Origin of the sequence: Sphingomonas jinjuensis (assembly GCF_014197105.1) — a bacterium.
In the GTDB taxonomy this organism is placed as follows: domain Bacteria; phylum Pseudomonadota; class Alphaproteobacteria; order Sphingomonadales; family Sphingomonadaceae; genus Sphingomonas; species Sphingomonas jinjuensis.
Map to the genome: position 1 here is coordinate 243,564 of NZ_JACIEV010000004.1, position 18,519 is coordinate 262,082.

Annotated in this window: 18 protein-coding genes; 9 read left to right on the forward strand and 9 right to left on the reverse strand. The window is 69.3% G+C overall.

Annotated features, from left to right (window positions below; translation table 11 throughout):
* The first annotated feature begins 26 nt into the window (after positions 1 to 26).
* The 7 genes from GGQ80_RS08785 to GGQ80_RS08815 all read left to right on the forward strand — a co-directional run bounded on the left by GGQ80_RS08785 (position 27) and on the right by GGQ80_RS08815 (position 6,042).
* Positions 27 to 773 carry a DUF448 domain-containing protein gene (locus tag GGQ80_RS08785; RefSeq protein WP_183983833.1) on the forward strand — a complete coding sequence of 249 codons (747 nt, stop codon included), beginning with the start codon at positions 27 to 29 and terminating at the stop codon, positions 771 to 773.
* Complete coding sequence (infB, locus tag GGQ80_RS08790; RefSeq protein WP_183983835.1) at positions 770 to 3,550, forward strand: translation initiation factor IF-2; 2,781 nt, start codon at positions 770 to 772, stop codon at positions 3,548 to 3,550. The genes GGQ80_RS08785 and infB overlap by 4 nt, the downstream gene beginning before the upstream one ends.
* 149 nt (positions 3,551 to 3,699) lie before the next feature.
* Positions 3,700 to 4,086 carry a 30S ribosome-binding factor RbfA gene (rbfA, locus tag GGQ80_RS08795; protein WP_183983837.1) on the forward strand — a complete coding sequence of 129 codons (387 nt, stop codon included), beginning with the start codon at positions 3,700 to 3,702 and terminating at the stop codon, positions 4,084 to 4,086.
* 21 nt (positions 4,087 to 4,107) lie between these two features.
* Positions 4,108 to 4,386, forward strand: a complete 279-nt coding sequence (locus GGQ80_RS08800; RefSeq protein ID WP_183983839.1) for an AbrB/MazE/SpoVT family DNA-binding domain-containing protein — start codon at positions 4,108 to 4,110, stop codon at positions 4,384 to 4,386.
* Positions 4,386 to 4,778 carry a type II toxin-antitoxin system VapC family toxin gene (locus GGQ80_RS08805; protein WP_183983841.1) on the forward strand — a complete coding sequence of 131 codons (393 nt, stop codon included), beginning with the start codon at positions 4,386 to 4,388 and terminating at the stop codon, positions 4,776 to 4,778. Before GGQ80_RS08800 ends, GGQ80_RS08805 begins: the two co-directional genes overlap by 1 nt.
* Positions 4,778 to 5,371 (forward strand): thymidine kinase, encoded by a 594-nt coding sequence (locus tag GGQ80_RS08810; RefSeq protein WP_183983842.1) that lies wholly within the window; start codon positions 4,778 to 4,780, stop codon positions 5,369 to 5,371. The genes GGQ80_RS08805 and GGQ80_RS08810 overlap by 1 nt, the downstream gene beginning before the upstream one ends.
* The gene (locus GGQ80_RS08815; protein ID WP_183983844.1) at positions 5,368 to 6,042 is read left to right on the forward strand and encodes a site-2 protease family protein; all 675 of its coding nucleotides are present in this window, start codon (positions 5,368 to 5,370) and stop codon (positions 6,040 to 6,042) included. Before GGQ80_RS08810 ends, GGQ80_RS08815 begins: the two co-directional genes overlap by 4 nt.
* Here GGQ80_RS08815 and GGQ80_RS08820 read toward each other — a convergent pair.
* From GGQ80_RS08820 to coxB, 8 genes are all read right to left on the reverse strand, one after another.
* A complete protein-coding gene (locus GGQ80_RS08820) occupies positions 6,039 to 6,758 on the reverse strand; it encodes a Crp/Fnr family transcriptional regulator (protein ID WP_183983846.1) in 720 nt (239 codons plus the stop codon). The genes GGQ80_RS08815 and GGQ80_RS08820 overlap by 4 nt on opposite strands.
* The gene (locus GGQ80_RS08825; RefSeq protein ID WP_183983848.1) at positions 6,752 to 7,129 is read right to left on the reverse strand and encodes a response regulator; all 378 of its coding nucleotides are present in this window, start codon (positions 7,127 to 7,129) and stop codon (positions 6,752 to 6,754) included. Before GGQ80_RS08825 ends, GGQ80_RS08820 begins: the two co-directional genes overlap by 7 nt.
* Before the next feature lie 11 nt (positions 7,130 to 7,140).
* Positions 7,141 to 8,673, reverse strand: a complete 1,533-nt coding sequence (locus tag GGQ80_RS08830) for a sensor histidine kinase (RefSeq protein ID WP_183983850.1) — start codon at positions 8,671 to 8,673, stop codon at positions 7,141 to 7,143.
* Positions 8,674 to 8,784: 111 nt separating this feature from the next.
* The gene (locus GGQ80_RS08835; RefSeq protein WP_183983852.1) at positions 8,785 to 9,810 is read right to left on the reverse strand and encodes a c-type cytochrome; all 1,026 of its coding nucleotides are present in this window, start codon (positions 9,808 to 9,810) and stop codon (positions 8,785 to 8,787) included.
* Positions 9,807 to 10,574, reverse strand: a complete 768-nt coding sequence (locus GGQ80_RS08840) for a cytochrome c oxidase assembly protein (protein ID WP_343050964.1) — start codon at positions 10,572 to 10,574, stop codon at positions 9,807 to 9,809. The genes GGQ80_RS08835 and GGQ80_RS08840 overlap by 4 nt, the downstream gene beginning before the upstream one ends.
* Positions 10,571 to 10,951 carry a hypothetical protein gene (locus tag GGQ80_RS08845; protein WP_183983856.1) on the reverse strand — a complete coding sequence of 127 codons (381 nt, stop codon included), beginning with the start codon at positions 10,949 to 10,951 and terminating at the stop codon, positions 10,571 to 10,573. Before GGQ80_RS08845 ends, GGQ80_RS08840 begins: the two co-directional genes overlap by 4 nt.
* The gene (ctaD, locus tag GGQ80_RS08850) at positions 10,948 to 13,473 is read right to left on the reverse strand and encodes a cytochrome c oxidase subunit I (protein ID WP_183983858.1); all 2,526 of its coding nucleotides are present in this window, start codon (positions 13,471 to 13,473) and stop codon (positions 10,948 to 10,950) included. Before ctaD ends, GGQ80_RS08845 begins: the two co-directional genes overlap by 4 nt.
* Entirely contained in the window at positions 13,470 to 14,390 is a 921-nt protein-coding gene (coxB, locus tag GGQ80_RS08855) for a cytochrome c oxidase subunit II (protein WP_183983860.1), read from the reverse strand. The genes ctaD and coxB overlap by 4 nt, the downstream gene beginning before the upstream one ends.
* Positions 14,391 to 14,677: 287 nt before the next feature.
* Between coxB and yghU the strand changes: the two genes are divergently transcribed.
* Positions 14,678 to 15,520, forward strand: a complete 843-nt coding sequence (yghU, locus tag GGQ80_RS08860; protein WP_183983862.1) for a glutathione-dependent disulfide-bond oxidoreductase — start codon at positions 14,678 to 14,680, stop codon at positions 15,518 to 15,520.
* 167 nt (positions 15,521 to 15,687) lie between these two features.
* The gene (locus GGQ80_RS08865; RefSeq protein WP_183983863.1) at positions 15,688 to 16,149 is read left to right on the forward strand and encodes a DUF4126 family protein; all 462 of its coding nucleotides are present in this window, start codon (positions 15,688 to 15,690) and stop codon (positions 16,147 to 16,149) included.
* On the opposite strand, the gene GGQ80_RS08870 is transcribed toward GGQ80_RS08865, so the two are convergent.
* Positions 16,109 to 18,496 carry a DUF3772 domain-containing protein gene (locus tag GGQ80_RS08870; RefSeq protein WP_183983865.1) on the reverse strand — a complete coding sequence of 796 codons (2,388 nt, stop codon included), beginning with the start codon at positions 18,494 to 18,496 and terminating at the stop codon, positions 16,109 to 16,111. The two genes, GGQ80_RS08865 and GGQ80_RS08870, sit on opposite strands and share 41 nt — an antisense overlap.
* Between the last annotated feature and the right edge of the window lie 23 nt (positions 18,497 to 18,519).

Genomic DNA, 18,519 nt, shown 5'->3' on the forward strand with positions numbered 1-18,519 from the left:
GACGAAGCGTGTGGGAGCATCGCCGCATGACCGACCCCATCCGCTCCTGCATCCTCACCCGCGACCGCGCGGCCCGCGACCGCCTCATTCGCCTCGCGCTCGGACCGGCGGGCGAGATCCTGCCCGATGTCCGCGCCAAGGCGCCCGGCCGCGGTGCATGGATCGGCGTCAACCAGGCCGAACTCGCCGAGGCGCTGGCCAAGGGCAAGCTGCGCGGCGCGCTCGCGCGGGCGTTCAAGACCAGCGACCTCGCCATTCCCGCCGACCTTCCCACACTCGTCGCCGCCGCGCTGGAGCGCAACGCGCTCGACCGGCTCGGGCTCGAGGCGAAGATGGGCACGCTGCTGAGCGGCTCCGAGCGAATCGAGAAGGCCGCCCGATCGGGCAAGCTCTACGCGCTCTACCATGCCGCCGATGCGCAGCCCGACGGCAAGCGCCGGCTCGCACAGGCATGGCGCGTGGGCTCCGATCGCGAAGGAAGCGACCTTCAGGGCTTGGCACTTCCGCTCGCCCGACCCATATTGTCGTTGGCGCTAGGCCGCGAGAATGTGGTACACCTCGGCCTGACCGACCGCGCTGCAGCCGCGCGGGTGAGCGATGCGCTCGACCGCTGGCTGCATTTTATCGGACCCGACCCTATGGAATCGCGTCAAAGCTCGACTTTGGCGGCTTCCCCCGACCCGGCACCTTGCGCAACGGCCGCGCAGGGCGCATCGCCGCCCCGAGTTTCCGGGCGTTCGAAGGCCGTAGACGAATACGAGGAATCTGAGTGAGCGAGACCGACAACGAAAAGCCGAAGCTTGGCACCCGCGCGCCCCTGGGGCTGCGGCGGACGGTCGAGACCGGCCAGGTGAAGCAGAGCTTCAGCCACGGCCGCTCGAACACCGTGATCGTCGAGACCAAGAAGGCACGCACCTTCCGCCGTCCGGGCGATCCCGCGCCGGCGCCGCAGAACGAGGCGCCCGCCGCGCCCGAGCCCGCCGTCGAGGCACCGGTCGCGCGCGCGCCGCAGCAGCCGGTCCGCACGCCTGCCTCTGAGCAGCTGTCGCCGCAGGAGCGCCAGGCCAAGCTGCTGCGCGAGGCCGAGGAACAGCGCATGCAGGCGCTGGAGGACGCGCGCCGCCGCGAGGAGGGCGAGCGTCAGCAGGCCGCCGAGGCCGAGCGTCGCCGCGCCGAAGAGAAGCGCGTCGAGGCGGCAACGCCCGCGCCCGAGCCCGAGCCGACCCCGGCACCCACGCCCGCGCCGACCCCGGTCGTCGAGGCCGCGCCCGAACCGACGCCGGCGCCCGCCGCCCCGGTAGCGGCGCCCGCACCAGCTCCGGCCCCGACGCCTGCTCCGGCACCGGTCGCCGCCAAGCCGGCGCCCGCACCGACCCCGGCGCCGCCGCCGATCGTCGAGCTGGCGCGCGATCCGTCGATGCCGGCGCCGCGCCGCTTCTCGCCGGTCGCCCGTCCCGAGCGTCCGCCGCCGCCGCCGCCCAAGCAGCCTGCCGCCGCGCCGGCCGCGGCCGCGGCTGCGACCGCGAGCCCGGCACCGGCCGCCTCGTCCGGCGCGTCGTCGTCGGCACCGCAGCAGCGCAGCTTCACCTCCGGCGCCGCCACGCCGCGCAATGCGCCGCCGGCACGTCCGCAGCAGCGCGACCGCAAGGGTGACGAGCGTCGCGGCGGCAAGCTGACCGTCAACCGTGCCCTCAACGAGGATGGCGCCCGCGCCCGCTCGCTGGCCGCGCTCAAGCGTGCCCGCGAGAAGGAAAAGCGTGGCTTCGGCGGCCCGCGCGAGCCGCAGGCCAAGCAGGTCCGCGACGTCCAGGTGCCCGAGGCGATCACTGTCCAGGAGCTCGCCAACCGCATGGCCGAGAAGGGTGCCGACCTGGTGAAGGCGCTGTTCAAGATGGGCTCGCCCGTCACGATGACGCAGACCATCGACCAGGATACGGCCGAGCTGCTGGTGACCGAGTTCGGCCACAACATCGTGCGCGTCAGCGACAGCGACATCGACCTGGCGCTCGACACGACCGAGGACGCCCCCGACAGCCTGAAGCCGCGTCCCCCGGTGGTCACGATCATGGGCCACGTCGATCACGGCAAGACGTCGCTGCTCGACGCGCTGCGCGGCACCGACGTGGTGCGCGGCGAGGCTGGCGGCATCACCCAGCACATCGGTGCGTATCAGGTGACGCTGAAGGACAAGTCGAAGGTCACCTTCCTCGACACCCCGGGCCACGAGGCGTTCACGCAGATGCGTGCCCGCGGCGCCGACGTGACCGACATCGTGGTGCTGGTGGTCGCGGCCGACGACGGGCTGATGCCGCAGACGGTCGAGGCGATCAATCACACCCGCGCCGCCGGCGTGCCGATGATCGTCGCGATCAACAAGGTCGACAAGCACGAGGCCAATCCGCAGAAGATCCGCGAGCGCCTGCTCAGCGAAGAGGTCGTGGTCGAAGCGATGGGCGGCGACGTCCAGGACGTCGAGGTGTCGGCGCTCAAGAAGACCGGCCTCGAGGAGCTGATCGAGAAGATCCAGCTTCAGGCCGAAATCCTCGAGCTGCAGGCCAACCCCGATCGTCCCGCCGAGGGCACGGTGATCGAGGCGAAGCTCGACAAGGGCCGCGGCCCGGTCGCGACGATCCTCGTCAATCGCGGCACGCTGCGGGTCGGCGACGTGTTCGTCGTCGGTGCGGAAAGCGGCAAGGTGCGCGCGATCGTCGACGACAAGGGCCGTCAGCTTAAGGAAGCCGGCCCGGCGATGCCGGTCGAGGTGCTCGGCATCTCGGGCGTGCCGTCGGCGGGTGATCCGCTCCAGGTCGTCGAGAACGAGGCGCGCGCGCGCGAGGTCGCGGCCTATCGCCAAGGCGTGCTGACCCAGAAGCGCACCACCGCGGCGCCGGCCAGCCTCGAGAGCATGTTCTCGGCGCTGAAGGCCAACCAGGCGAAGGAGTATCCGCTCGTCGTCAAGGCCGACACGCAGGGCACCGTCGAGGCGATCGTGGCGTCGATCAACAAGATCTCGACCGATCTCATCAAGGCGCGGGTGCTGCACTCGGGCGTCGGCGGCATCACCGAGAGCGACGTGACGCTCGCGGGGGCCTCGGGCGCGCCGATCATCGGCTTCAACGTCCGCGCCAATGCCAAGGCACGCGAGATCGCCGAGCGGCAGAAGGTGGCGTTGAAATATTACGACGTCATCTATGACCTGATCGACGAGATCCGCGCCGGCATGGCGGGCGAGCTCGGCCCCGAGGCGTTCGAGACGGTCGTCGGCCGTGCCGAGATCCGCGAGGTCTTCTCGGCGGGCAAGACCGGCAAGGCCGCCGGGCTGCTGGTCACCGAAGGCGTCATCCGCAAGGCGCTCAAGGCCCGCATCACCCGCGACGACGTCATCATCTACCAGGGCGAGATCGCCTCGCTCCGCCGGTTCAAGGATGATGTCGCCGAAGTCCGCGCCGGTCTGGAATGCGGTGTGACGTTCACGCAGAACTTCACGGACATCAAGCCGGGCGACTATCTCGAAACCTTCGAGGTCGAACTGCGCGAACGCACGCTGTAAACCACAATCCCTCTCCCTGTGGGAGAGGGAGGGAGCCGACGATGTCGGCGGAAGGGTGAGGGCAGTTGTCGCCCTGCCCTCACCCTCCCACCCGGCTGGCGCCGGGCGGGCCCCTCCCTCTCCCAATGGGAGAGGGGTGAGGACCGACGATGAACAAAGAACCTCAGGAAAAATCCGTCCGCACGCTGCGTGTCGGCGAGCAGGTGCGCCATATCCTGTCGGAAGTGCTTCAGCGCGGCGACGTCCACGACGAGACGCTGGCAAGCCACATGGTCAGCATCACCGAGGTGCGCATGTCCCCTGACCTGCGCCACGCGACGGTGTTCGTGAAGCCGCTGCTCGGCCGCGACGAGGAGGCGGTGCTGAAGGCGCTGCGCACCAACACCGCCTATCTCCAGCGCGAGGTCGCGCATCGCATCAAGATGAAATACGCGGCGAAATTGAAGTTCCTCGCCGACGAGAGCTTCGACGAAGGCAGCCACATCGATGCGCTGCTCCGCAAGCCCGAGGTAGCGCGCGACCTTGACGGCGAGTGAGGTAAGACGCATCTTACCGCCATGAACGCGTTTACGAAAGTGTCGGAGAAGGGGCAGGTCGTCGTACCCAAGGCGGTGCGCGACCGGCTGGGTTGGTCGCCGGGGACCGATCTGGACGTCGTCGAAACGGTCGATGGCGTCATGTTGCGGCGACGGCGGGCGGCTCGCAAGACAATCTCCCCGGATGAAGCCGTGGCGCGGTTCAAGCAGATTTACCGCCATGCGGGATCTGCCGTCACGCTCGAGGAAATGGATCAAGCTGTTCGCGACGAGGCGGACCGCCGGGCCGATCGCGGTTAATGAGGGCGGTCGACACCAACATTCTTGTCCGCTGGATCACCCGTGACGACGACCGACGAAGTCTCGTGGCCGATACCGTCATGCGGGAACCCGTCATGATCTCGTTGACGGTCCTCATCGAATTGGTCTGGGTTCTGGGCGGCCGCAAATACGGGCTCGCGCGCGGCGCCATCGTCGAGATACTGCGCGAAGTGATGAAGACGGACACCATCACGATCGAAAGACATGCTGGCGTGTCATGGTGCGTGGATCGATACGCTCAAGGCGCCGATTTCGCCGATATGATCCATCTGATTGCGGCTCGGGGCGCAACGGGATTCGTCACCTTCGAATACGATCTTGCGGACGATGCCGGCGTCGCATCGCCGCTGCCCATCGAAACGCTCGCCTGATGGCCAAGCTCTATTTCTACTATGCCTCGATGAACGCCGGCAAGTCGACCAACCTGCTCCAGGCCGACTTCAACTATCGCGAGCGGGGAATGGCGACGATGCTGTTCACCGCGGGCGTCGACGATCGCTTCGCCTATGGCACCATTACCTCGCGGATCGGGCTGGAGGCGAAGGCGACGCCGTTCGATCCCGCCACCGATATCGCCGCCTGCGTCATCGCCCGCCTTGCGACCGAGCCCGTCGCCTGCGTGTTCGTCGACGAGGCGCAGTTCCTGACCGCCGAGCAGGTCGGGCAGCTCGCGCACCTGTGCGATACGGTCGGCATCCCGGTCCTCGCCTATGGCCTGCGCACCGATTTCCAGGGGCGGCTGTTCGAGGGATCGGCGCGGCTGCTCGCGGTCGCCGACGCGCTGGTGGAGATCAAGTCGGTGTGCGTGTGCGGACGCAAGGCAACGATGAACCTGCGCGTCGATGCCGCCGGCAATCCCGTCGCCGAGGGACAGCAGACCGAGATCGGCGGCAACGACCGCTATATCGCGCTGTGCCGTCGCCACTTCTCGGAGAGCCTAGGCCGCCCCATATCGGCGGCATGAACCCCGACAATATCGTCCTGCGCGCCGCGGCGTGGATCGTGCCGCTGGTGATCGCGATCGTCTTTCACGAGGTCGCGCATGGCTGGGCGGCGCGCTGGCTCGGCGATCCGACCGCCAGGGACCTGCGCCGCCTTAGCTTCAACCCGATCCGCCATGTCGATCCGGTCGGCACCGTGTTGTTGCCGCTCGGCCTTGCCGTCGCGGGGGCGCCGGTGTTCGGCTGGGCGAAGCCGGTGCCGGTCGATGCCAGCCGGCTGCGCAATCCGCGCTGGGGCATGGTGCTGGTGGCGCTGGCGGGACCGGGAATGAACTTCGCGCTGGCGCTGCTGGCGGCGATCGCGATCGGCGTCGTCGGATCGGTGGCGACCGGGCCGGTCGGCGCCTTCCTGACCGCCAACCTGTTCAACTTCATCCTCGTCAACGTCTTCCTGGCGCTATTCAACCTGCTGCCGGTGCCGCCGCTCGACGGCAGCCACGTGCTGGAGGGCGTGCTGCCGCGGCCCCTGGCGATGCAATATGCCAAGCTCGCGCGCTACGGCCTGCTGATCGTCATCCTGCTGATCGTCGTCGTGCCGATGGTCTTCCCCAACGCCAACCTGATCGGCCGCATCGTCGTGCCGCCGGCGCAGGCGGTGGTGGAAGCGCTGCTTCGCCTCGCCAGCAGCATCTAGCCTTTGGTGACGCGGGTCGGCGTGCGGCCGACCTGGCGGGCCAGCGCGAACGGATCGGGGATCGTCAGCCGCCCGTTGGTCCAGAGCAGGTCGCCGCTACGCCGCGCCGACTGGAGCATCCGGTTCACATGGACGGCGGTCAGCCCCATCGCGTCGGCCAGTATCTCCTGCGTGATCGGCATGTCAAAGCTGCGCTCCTCCGCCGTGCCGTTGGCGCTCAGCCGCTCGTGCAGCTCCAGCATCAGGTCGGCGATCCGCTCGCGCGCGCTCATCCGCCCCAGCCGGGCGATCTGGGCGAGCAGATAGGCCTCGTCGACCGCCCCGCTCACCGCCAGCGCCTCGGTCAGGCCGGGCGGCATGTCGCCGTCGGGCAGTGGACACGCGGTGACTTCCGTCAGCGCCACGACCGTCGACACCGCGATCGGGTTCGAATGGCGGCTCATGCCGATGACGTCGCCGGGCAGCAGGAAGTGGAGGAACTGACGCCGGCCGTCGAGCAGGATGCGGACCCGCGCCGCCCAGCCCGACAGGATCAGCTGCGGCTGGACGATCTCGCGCCCCTCGACCATCAGGTCGCGGCGGACGCGCACCGCCTGCGCACGTTGCATCGCGTTGCCCAGGATGGTCAGGTCGGCGGCGTCGAGCGTCGCCAGCGACGCCAGGCGCGTGACCGCCGGCGGCAACGGTGCGGCTTGCTTGATGGCGTGGTTCAACATGCTTCTGCCCCAGTCATAAGTCGGCCGACCATCACGACCACGCTGTCCATCAGGCATGGCTTCGACAATCGGGGCACCGAACGATACGCCTCCGGCAGGGCCCAGACATCATACCCCGTCAGGAAGACATAGGGTATTGCGTCAGCGGCCAACCGATCTGCCAAGGGGTACGATAGCGTACTTGACAAATTTACGTCAAGAACCGCGGCATCGAGCCGCCCGGCGGCGACCAGTGCCATTGCTCCGTCGACGTCAGCCACCGGCCCGACCACCGTCGCCCCCGCCTCGATCAGCGCCCGCTTCAGGTCGGCCGCCTGGAAATAGTCGTCCTCCGCCACCAGGATCGTCTTGCCGGCCAATGGCTGTGCCATCGCTTCATCCTTCACGTGACCGTACCGACGTCGCCATCGCGCAGGGGCAGGGCGATCGCACAGCGAATGCCACCGCCCAGGAACTCGATCCTCGTTTCCGCCCCCAGCCGATACGGCAATGCCTCCTCGATCAGCTCGACTCCGAAACCCTGACGGATCGGCGCCACCGGCACCGCGGGTACACCCTGTTCGCTCCATGTAAGATTAAGCGTTCGAACCCCTCCACAATGTGAGTTAACTCTCCAGGAAATACGGACTTTTCCGGCCGGACTGCTCAGCGCGCCGAATTTCACCGCGTTGGTCACCAGCTCGTGCACCGCCAGCCCCAGCGATTCCGCGGCGTGCGCCGGCAGCGCGATGTCGGGGCCTTCGACGGTGATTGCGCTGTCGTCGTCCTCACGCACGCTGAGCAGCTCGTCGCGGATCAGGTCCTCCAGGTCGACATAACCCGTCGGGCTTTGCGTCATCATGATCTGGGTGCGGGCGAGCGCGTCGAGCCGGCCGGTGAAATGATCCGCCACCTCCTCGATCGATCGGCCCCCTTCGACCGTGCGGGTGAAGACCGATCGCACCACCGCCAGGATGTTGCGCACGCGATGCTGCAGCTCGGCGACGAGCAGCTGCTGGCCATGCTGCAACCGGCGAAGGTCGTCGATGTCGGTCGAGGTGCCGAGCCATTCGACGATGCGGCCGGCGGCATCGCGCACCGGCGTGGCGCGCACCTGGAACCAGCGATAGACCCCGTCCGCCCGCCGCATCCGGCCGTCCATCTCCAGCCGTCCGCTGACAACCGCCTGCTCCCACAGGAAAGTGCCCCCGGCTCGGTCGTCGGGATGGACGCATTCCAGCCAGCCATGCCCTCGCGCCTCGTCCTGGCTCTGCCCGGTGTAGGCGGTCCATTGCGGGCTGATCCAGGTCACCTGGCCGCCGTCGACCGCACGCCACACCATCTGGGGGATGCCCTCGATCAGCGTCTGCAACCGCCGCTCGCTGTCGCGCAGCGCCTCGTCGGCGCGCTTGTTGGTCAGTGCCTGGAGCACCGCCGGCGCCATCGCCTCGACCGCCTCGCGTTCGGTCGCGCCGAAGCCGCCCGGCCGGTTGCCCAGCCCGACCATGCCGATCGTCCGCTCGCCGCTCTTCAGCGGCACGCCCAGGAAATTGTCGAGCGCGGGATGGCGGTTGGGCACGCCCTGGCTGTCGGGGTGCGACGCCGGATCGTTGACGATCAGGCTGCGCCCCTCATTGAGGACGCGATCGAAGAAACCCTTGATCGCAAAGCCCGCGGGCGGCGCCGGAAAGCGCGCATCGCCGTCGATGAAGACCGACCAGGCCCGGTCGCTGATCGCCAGGCTGTCGAGCCGTCCCGTCGCCTCGTTCACCTCGCCCATGAAGCTGTAGCTGGCGCCGGTCACCGCCTCCATCTCGCGCAGGCACAGCCTGGCCAGCGCCTCGATCGATGCCGTCGACAGCGCTTCGCTGAAGATGCGATTGATCGCATCGACGACCGTCGTTCCGCTGCCGCCCGCTTGCCGTCCTGGAGCCATGCCGACGCACCACCTCTCGCCATGATATGCCTGCGGCCGGCGGCAGGTCGGCCGTCGGCCAAGAATGCCCGATCCGCGCCCGCTTGCGAAGGGGACTTCTCCCGACGCCCGTCAGCGGCCGGCCAGATAGCGCGACAGACGGTCGATCATGTCATCGGGAATGCGCCGAGAGATCACCGGCATCACGTCCTGCGGCTGACGTGCGTCGATCTCCTTGCCATCGCCCTTCCAGTGACGCAGCCGCGCCGCCAGATACTGCGGCTTCTGCCCGGTGAGCACCGGCGCGCTGCCGCCCGGCTTGTGACAGCTGAGGCAGGCGGGCAGCTGGACCCGCGGCAGGCCGCGCTCGGCGATGTCCTGCGCCCTGGCATCGTCGACCGCCGTTCCCCGGCCAAGGCCGGGCATCGCTGCAAAATGCTTCGCCAGCGCCACGCGCTCCTCGGGGGTCAGCAGCGCCGCCGCCTGCGCCATGACCGCGCTGTCGCGCCGCCCGGCCGCATAGTCCGCCAGCGTCCGCGCCAGATAGGCCGGCGATTGCCCGCCCAGCACCGGGATGTCAGGTTGGCCGCGCCCGCGACCGTCGGCGCCATGGCATGCCACGCAGGCGTTCAGCCTGCCGACCTGCCCCGCCTCGCCGGCGAGCGAGCGATACTCGGCCGGCGTCATTTCCGGCAGCCGGCGCACGAACGCCACCATGCGCCGGATCTCGTCGGGCCGCTCCTTGGCGGCCCAGGCGGGCATGCCCGAATATTTGACGCCGTGCTTCAGGATCCAGAAGGTCTGCCGGTCGGTCCACTCGCGCGCGTTCACCGACAGGTCGGGCGCGGGCGGCATCGCCTTCTGCATCACCGGCAACGGCCGCTGCCCAGGCGCGCCGTGGCACGAGGCGCAGGCCCCTGCGAAATGGCCGGCGGCGCTCACCAGCCCCTCGCGCGTCGTTACCTCGTCGGGGGTCGCGAAGGCGGCGTGGGTGCGCACCGAATTGCGCATCACCCAATGGAGGAACCACTCGGTCGCCTTCCAGTGCCCGCTCGACGCCGCGACGTTGAACAGGCCCGACCAGGCGAACAGCAGCCCCGCCAGGATCAGCGCCACCACCGCCGCCGCGGCTCGCGCCCAGGTGATCCGCAGCGTCATGCCGGCGCCCTTTCCTTCAGCATTCCCGCGAGCAGCCACAGGCCGCCCGCCATATAGGCCGCACCGCCGATCGCGAGCATCACGACGCCGCCCAACTGTTGGTCGGCCAGCGGACCCAGCGCCTCGGGAGCATGCATCGCCATCATCGGATACAAGGGACGCGGCGCCAGCCCGATCAGCGCGCCGAGCAACGTCATGTGCATCGACGTCAGCAGCAATGCTGCGATTCCCGCCGCCGGCGCGGCCAGGCTGGCGCGCCACAGCCCGATACCGACGCCCAGGAACATCGCCTGCTCGACCAGCGCCGCCACGACGTTGCCGTCGGCCAGTTCGCGCGCGGCGGGAAGATGCCACCCCCACACCGTGACCAGCTCCACCACCATGTAGGCAAACGGCAACCCAAATCCTCCCCCGGCGGGGGAGGGGGACCAGCCGAAGGCTGGTGAAGGGGTACCATCCCCAAGCGACCCAATCTGCTTTAAGCCACCCCTCCGGGACAGGACCAGAAGCGGAGCCGCCACCGCGACCGCCAGCATATGCCCGGCCATATGTGCGCTCATGCCCCAGCCGCCGAGCGCGAGCACCGTCGCCACGACAGCCACGACCCACCCCAATCCCCCCCCGGAGGGGGAGGGGGACCGCCGCGCAGCGGTGGTGGAGGGGTACGTCCCAGGCGTCACGGCTTGAGGCGAATACCCCTCCACCAGCCTTTGGCTGGTCCCCCTCCCCCTCCGGGGGAGGATCTGCGATACAAAAGCCCTCACCGGCAATCCGTCAGCATCAGCGCCGGCGCTGCGGTGAACAGCACGCCGACGAACGACAGCGCCGCCAGCAGCAGCGTCGACTTTGCCAGGAAGCGGGTGCGGTCTATGTCCGTCCCCTCGTCGTGCGGCGGCGGATCGCCCGGCGTCTTCGCCTGCGCCCAGGCGATCGCGCCCGACGCGGCGATGATCGCCAGCGCTCCCAGCGTGCCGATGACGAAGGCGATCGGAAAGCGTTCGAACCCGCCGGTCTTCGCGCACGACACCGCGACCCACAGATAACAGAACAGGAAATGCGCCGCCCATACGCTCGGCGGCACGATCAGCGTCCATAGCGTCACCCGCAGTTCGCGGACGCGATGGCCCAGCCCGCGCTTCACGACGCCTCCGGGAACAGGCCGATGGTCAGATAGGTGACGACCGCGGTGAAGAGCATGAAGTGCATGAACACCGTGACGTTACGCACGTCGGCGTCGTAGCGCGGCGTCATTCGCCCGGCGATGCTCCGCGCCAGCGCATAGCCCTGCGCGATGGCGCCGACGCCCGAATGCGCCACCGTCCAGATCGCCAGCGTCCACACGATCGCGGGATAGACGTGCAGCTTGGGCGCCATGCCCGACAGCCACGGCCCCGCCAGGCCGGCGGGGATAGCCGCCAGGCTTGCCACGACACCGAACGCCAGCAGGATCCGGGCGGTGCCGACACCGCCCCGCGCATGCGTCTCGCGCGCTGCCACCGTCGCGCCCCAGCTCGCCGCGGTCAGCGCCAGTGCGACCATCGGCCACAATACGCCCGGCCCGTCGAATCCCGGCCCGGTCGGCGGGAACTCCGGCCGCACCGTCCAGAAAAAATAATAGCCGAAGACGAGCCCCGAAAACGCCGTCGCATCCGCCAGCATGGTGATGAACATCGCCCACCAGCCGGTCGCCGACCCGCCGGAGATATAGAGCGGCATCACCATGCCGTGGCCGATCGGCTTTTCTTCCTTCTCGGGAATCTCGGCGGTGCCCGTCCACAGCCAGTACAGGACCAGCGCCAGCGTCGCCGCCGCACCGACCAGCGCAAGGGTGTAGAGGTGATACGTCGTCAGGATGAACACGCTGCCCAGCGCGATCGCGGTCATCATCGGCACTGCGCTTGGGGCACCCAGCCGCAGCACCTGCACCGGACGCGCGTCGATCACGCTGGTCACGATCGTCTCGCGCCGCCCTTCCTCGGCGTCGGGCAGGAAGAAGCGACCCTCGTCGACCTTCTGCACGAAATCCTTTTGCTCCCAGATCGGATAGCGGCTCTCGATCAGCGGGACCGAGCGGATGCCCCAATCCTCGTCATCGGGATGCGCCAGCCACTCGAGCGTCCCCGCGTTCCACGGATTGCGCGGCGACTTCGCGCGCCGGGGGCTCAGCGCCAGATCGACGCACACCAGCAGCACGCCGAACGCAAAGAGATAGGATCCCACCGTCGACGCGAGGTTGAGGTTCCCGATCCCCAGCTCCGCCGGATAGGTGAACACGCGCCGCGGCATCCCCATCAGCCCCGACAGATGCATCGGGAAGAAGGTCAGGTTGGCGCCAGCGAACAGCACCCAAAAGGCGGTGCGCCCGATCCGGTCGGACAGCTTCTTGCCGGTGATCAGCGGCCAGTAATAATAAAGCCCGCCGAACAGTGGCAGCAGCGTGCCGCCGATCAGCACGTAATGCAGGTGCGCGACGATGAAATAGGTATCGTGCGCCTGCCAGTCGAACGGCGCGATCGCCACCATCACCCCGGTCAGCCCGCCGATGACGAAGATCGCGACCGATCCCACCGCATAGAGCAGCGGCGTCGACCACACGACGCGCCCCGCCCACAGCGTCGCGATGAAGGCGAAGATCTGCACCGCGGTCGGGATCGCCACCGCCTCCGATGCCGCCGAGAAGAACGCCAGGCTGATCTTGGGCAGCCCGGTCGCGAACATGTGGTGGACCCACAGGCCGAAGCTCAGGAACGCCGTCCCCACCGCCGCCAGCACGATCCACGGATAGCCGACCAGCGGCCGCTGCGCGAAGGTCGGGATCAGCATCGCGAACAGCGCGATCGACGGCAGGAAGACGATGTAGACTTCGGGATGGCCGAAGATCCAGAACAGGTGCTGCCACAGGATCGGGTCGCCGCCCTTCGCCGCGTCGAAGAACGGCCAGCCGAGCAGCCGCTCCATCTCGAACAAAAGGTCGCCCGCGATCAGCGGCGGGAAGGCGAACAGGATCATCACCGCCACGACGAGGATGTACCAGGCATAGAGCGGCATCAGGTTCAGCCGCATCCCCGGCGGCCGGCACTTGAGCACGCCGACGATCAGCTCCACCGCCGCCGCCACCGACGATACCTCGATGAAGCTCAGGCCCAGCATCCAGATGTCGGCGCCGAGTCCCGATAGGTCGGTGCGCGTCGTGAACGGCGGATACATGAACCAGCCGCCGTCGGGCGCCGCATCGAAGAAGATCGACCCCGCGACGAAGACGCCGCCGATCAGGAAGCTCCAATAACCGAACGCCGACAGGCGCGGGAACGGCAGGTCGCGCGCGCCCAGCAGCTGCGGCAGCAGGATGATCGAGACCGCCTCGAACATCGGCACCGCGAACAGGAACATCATCATCGACCCGTGCAGCGTGAACAGCTGGTTGAAGGTCGATGCGTTGACCAGGTCGTTGCCCGGGGCCGCCAGCTGCGCGCGCATGATCAGCGCCAGCACGCCCGCGAACAGCATGAAGCCGAACGCGGTCAGCACATACCACACGCCGACGCGGTTGTTGTTGGTGTCGGTCCAGCGCAGGAACAGCCCCTCGGGCGGCTTCCACACCGCGCGCAGCCGGTCTTCCTGGGCTTCGCGGAGAGCGGGATCGTCCTGCGCGTGGAGGCTCATGCGAGGCCCTTCAGGTAACGGGCGATGGCTTGGGCCTCCTCGGGCGTCATCTGGGGATAGGCGGGCATCCGCGCGCCGGGCTTCACGCTCGGCGCATCGCGGACGAAGCGGGCGAGGTTGGGGATCGTCATCGGCTGCATCCCCGCACCCAGCGAGCGCCGCGCGCCGATGTGAGTCAGGTCGGGGCCGATCATGCCGGCAGCATCGGTGCCGCGCACCGCATGGCATCCGCCGCAACCATGCCGCGCGAACGCCGCCGCGCCCGCCGCATCGACCGGCGCCGCGGCACCCGCCGCCTCGCGCGCGAGCCAGGCGTCGAACGCCGCCGGCTCCATCGCGACGACGTCGAATGCCATCAGCGCATGGCTGAGGCCGCAGAACTCGGCGCACTGCCCGCGATAGACGCCCGCCTTGGTCGCGCGCACCACCAGCCGGTTGGTGCGGCCGGGAATCATGTCCATCTTGCCCGCGAGGCCCGGCACCCAGAAGCTGTGGAGGACGTCGCCCGCCTCCAGCCGCAGGTCGACCGTCCGCCCCACGGGCACGCGCAGCTCGTTCGCGGTGACGACGCCACCCTGCGGCCCGGCATAGCCGACGCGCCACCAGAACTGCTCGCCGGTCACCGCGATCTTGAGCGCATCCACGCCAGCGACGATCGGCCGCATCGCCGGCAGCGTGACGACCAGCAGCGCGAACAGCGTCACCGTCGGAAAGACGGCGCCCAGCCACCAGATCATGCGAATGCCGCTCTGGTGCCCGATCGGCTTGCCCTTGCGACGAATGCCCGTGATCGACAGCGCGAGGACGCCAACGAGGATGATCGCCGCCGCCAGCACCAGCCAGCCGGTCAGGCTCAGCTGATACCTCGCCTCGACGCCGAACGGCGCAAACAGCGATTGTCGTCCCGATCCCCCCAATGCCGCCTGCTTTCCCCTTGCCTTAGATTAGGAGACGAGCGGACGATCGGGTTCGTTCCAGTAACGAACTGTTGCTGGCCCCTGATCCTCCCCCGCCAGGGGGAGGTGGCGTGCGAAGCACGACGGAGGGGGAGGTAGGCCGTGCACTATCGATAGCGCACGGCCTACCTCCCCCTCCGTCAGCCTGAAGGCTGCCACCTCCCCTGGCGGGGGAGGATGTGAGACAAGCCTTGGCGCATGGCTACCCACTCCCCACCTTGCCATCACCACTGACGAAACGAGGCCCCATGTCCGACCCCACCTATACGCCGCCTGCCGTCTGGACCTGGGACAAGGACAACGGCGGCCGCTTCGCCTCGACCAACCGCCCCATCGCTGGCGCCACGCACGATGCCGAGCTGCCGGTCGGCGAGCATCCATTCCAGCTCTATTCGCTGGCAACGCCCAACGGGATCAAGGCGTCGATCATGCTCGAGGAGCTGCTCGCCGCCGGCCATGCAGGTGCGGAATATGACGCCTGGACGATCGACATTGCCAAGGGCGAGCAGTTCGGCAGCGGCTTCGTCGACGTGAACCCCAACTCCAAGATCCCAGCGCTCGTCGATCGCAGCGGCGCCGAGCCCATCCGCATCTTCGAATCCGGCGCGATCCTGATCCACCTCGCCGAGAAGTTCGGCGCCTTCCTTCCCGCCAGTGGGCCGGCGCGCGCGGAGACGCTGTCGTGGCTGTTCTGGCAGATGGGCAGCGCGCCGTTCCTCGGCGGCGGCTTCGGGCATTTCTACGTCTATGCGCCGGAGAAATACGAATATCCGATCAACCGCTACGCGATGGAAACGAAGCGCCAGCTCGACGTGCTGAACCGCCGCCTGGGCGACACGCGCTTCCTGGCCGGCGACGATTACTCGGTCGCCGATATCGCCACCTGGCCGTGGTACGGGCAGGTCGTCCTCGGCACGCTGTACAACGCTGCCGAGTTCCTGTCGGTGCAGGACTATCCCCATGTCCGCCGCTGGGCCGACGAGATCGCCGCCCGTCCCGGGGTACAGCGTGGCCGCATCGTCACCCGCACCTGGGACAGCCCCCAGCTACGCGAACGCCATTCCGCGGCGGACATCGACGCAGCTCTCTAATCCTCCCCGGCACGGGGAGGGGGACCGCCGGCGCAGCCGGTGGTGGAGGGGCAGCCCCAAGCGGCATCGCCCGCCTCTGCCCCTCCACCAGCCCGCGGCTGGTCCCCCTCCCCGTGCCGGGGAGGATTTAACGGGAGCACAATTCCCCGACCCGCGTTGCCCCACCCATGCTCCGCTCCATCCTGATCGCCGCCACCGCCGGCGCCCGCGCCCTGACCCCCCTCGCCGCCGTCGCCAACGCCGCTCGCGCGCGTCAGCTGCCCGCCGACAGCGGCATCCCCCCTCTGCTCGCGAACCCGCTGATCGCGACCGGCATCCTCGCCATCGCCGGCGGCGAGATGGCGGGCGACAAGATGAAGTCCGCCCCCGATCGCATCATCGCCCCCGGCCTCGTCGGCCGCACGCTGACCGGCGCGGTCGCGGCGATGGCGTTCGCGCCGAAGGATCGCCGCGTCACCGCCGCCGCGCTCGGCGCCGCGACGGCTATCGTGTCGTCCTTCGTCACCTTCCGCGCCCGCCAATGGGCGATGCGCCGCTGGGGCCAGACCGCCACCGGCGCGGTCGAGGACGCCATCGTCCTCGGCATCGCTACGCTGGCGGTGCGGGCGCCGCTGCCGGCGGCGCGATGACGCCATCGGGCGCCGCCAGCTCCAGCCGCTGCGGCACCGTCCCGATATCGATCCCCTCGTCGGGGAAGCGCGTCAGCAGCGCCATGAAGACGTTGCTGCGCGTGCGATAGGCGTCGCGCGGCGAGCCGACGTGCGCGAAGCAGTTGAACAGGACCCGCCCGTCGGCGATCGAATCGATGAACACGGCCGGGGCCGGGTCGGCCACCACCGCTTCCTCCGCGACGAAGGCATCGAGCACGATCCGCCGCGCCTGCTCGACATCGGTGCCGAGCGGGACCGAGAACTGGATCTGCACCCGCCCCAGCGGCGCCGCCAGCGTCTTGTTGATGACCGACTTCGTGATCAGCTCCGAATTGGGCACGATCAATGTCGAATGGTCGGCCAGCGCGATCTCGGTCGAGCGCACGCTGATCCGCTTCACATCGCCCTCGTCCTGGCCGACGCGCACCCAGTCGCCGATCTTGATCGGCCGCTCGGCCAGCAGGATCAGCCCCGACACGAAGTTCGACGTGATCGCCTGCAGGCCGAAACCGATGCCGACCGACAGCGCCGACAGCAGCAGTGCGATCCGCTCGATCCCGATCCCCAGCGACGCCAGCCCCCAGATCACCGCCAGCGCGATGCCGACGTAGCGTGCGACCAGGCTGATCGAATTGCGCCCCGATCCATCGAGGTCGGTGGCGGGCAGATAGCGCTTCTCCAGCCAGCCCAGGAACGCGCGGACCAGCGCCAACCCGACGAACAATACCACGATCGCGCGCAGGATCGCGCCGGGCGCGATCGACAGCCCGCCGATCTTGATCCCCTGCGCCAGCACGCCGAGCCGCCCGAACAGCGTCCCGATCCCGTCCGCGCCGAACGGGCTCAGCAACATGCTCAGCGCCAGCAGCACCAGCGCGACGCGCACCACCGCCGACAGCAGCAGCCCGAACTGGTCGACGACGCTGCCGCGCAGCCCGAGGCCGTGCATCAGCGTCGCGCCGACCCGGCTGTCGCGGTTGAACACGCTGGTCGCGGCATCGTCCGCCGCGCGCATCAGCAGGTACAGCGCCGCGCCCAGCACCAGCGCCCACACGATCATCCGCGCGACGGTCAGGCTGAAGCCGATATAGCCGATCAGCAGCGCCAGCGTGGCGAGCCCCACCAGCAGCCACGCGACCAGGCTCAGCAGCCCGGCGCTCGCCGAAGCGCCATCGAGATCGCCGCGCGCCGCCCGCTCCGCGCGCAGCCGGCCGAGCAGCAGCAGGAACCAGCCGATCAGCCCCAGGTGCAGCACCGCCTCCAGCGTCTGCGCCGCGATCGTCGCGGCGCGGCTGACGCCGATCGTCCGATTGAACACCTCGACCATCACCGTCGCGAAGGTCAGCGCGGCGAGCATCCACGACAGCGGCCGCAACCGCCGCGCCGTCTCGTCGGCGATCGGTGCGACCCGCCACGACGGCTGGCTGCGCATCAGCACCGCCCCGCCCAGCGCCGCGACGAAGCCTGCAAAGCCGCTTGCGAACACGATGCCGTCGAGCAACCCGCTCCACCGCTCGGGCAGCAGGCCGGCCCAGCGCAATCCCTGCACCAGCACCGCGGCGGCCAGCAGCGGCGCGACGGTGCCGACGATCACGCTCCAGATCGCATAGCCGCTGCGCCGCACCCGGTGGCCCGGCGTGTTGCCGATCAGGTAGCGCTGGCCAACGCGCCGCCCCAGTTTCTGCAGCGGCAGCAACAGGATCAGCGCCGCCACCAGCCCCGCCGGCGCCTGCCACGGCAAGCCGCCGCGCCACTGCCGCGCGATCTGCTCGGCACCTTGCCGCACGAAGCCGTCGACGCGCCTGAGGTCACGCGGCATCGCCTCGACCAGCGCGGTCCAGAAGCCGGGCGACAAGGGCGAGGGCGATCGCGTCGACAGCGTCTGGTTGAGTTGCTCCGCCTGAGCCCGCGCGATCTCGTCGATCAGCTGCTCCGCCTCGACCGCCGCCAGCCGGCCGCGCTTCGCCGCCGCATCGAGCACGCCGCGCTGCTGCTGCAACTGCGCGCGCTGCCGCCGGATCTCGGGCGCTTCGACGGTTCCGGCCGCGACCGGCCCGAGGCCGGCGAGCCGCGCATCGACAAGCGCCAGCTGGTCCTCGAGCGCGCCCGTCGTCGTCCGCACCATCGCCTGCGCCGCCGCCGCCTTCGCCCGCAGCGCCGCGCGATCGCTACGATCGACCCGCCCGTCGAGCGCGCGGTCGACGCTGCGCAGATCGCCCTCCGCCTGCGCCAGCTGCGCCGACGCGGTGGCCAGCGACACCTCCTGCGCCGCGGCAGGGCTCGTGAAAAGGAGCAGGAGGGCGAGGAACAAGCGCTGGACGGTCATGGACCGTACCAACGATCGAGCCC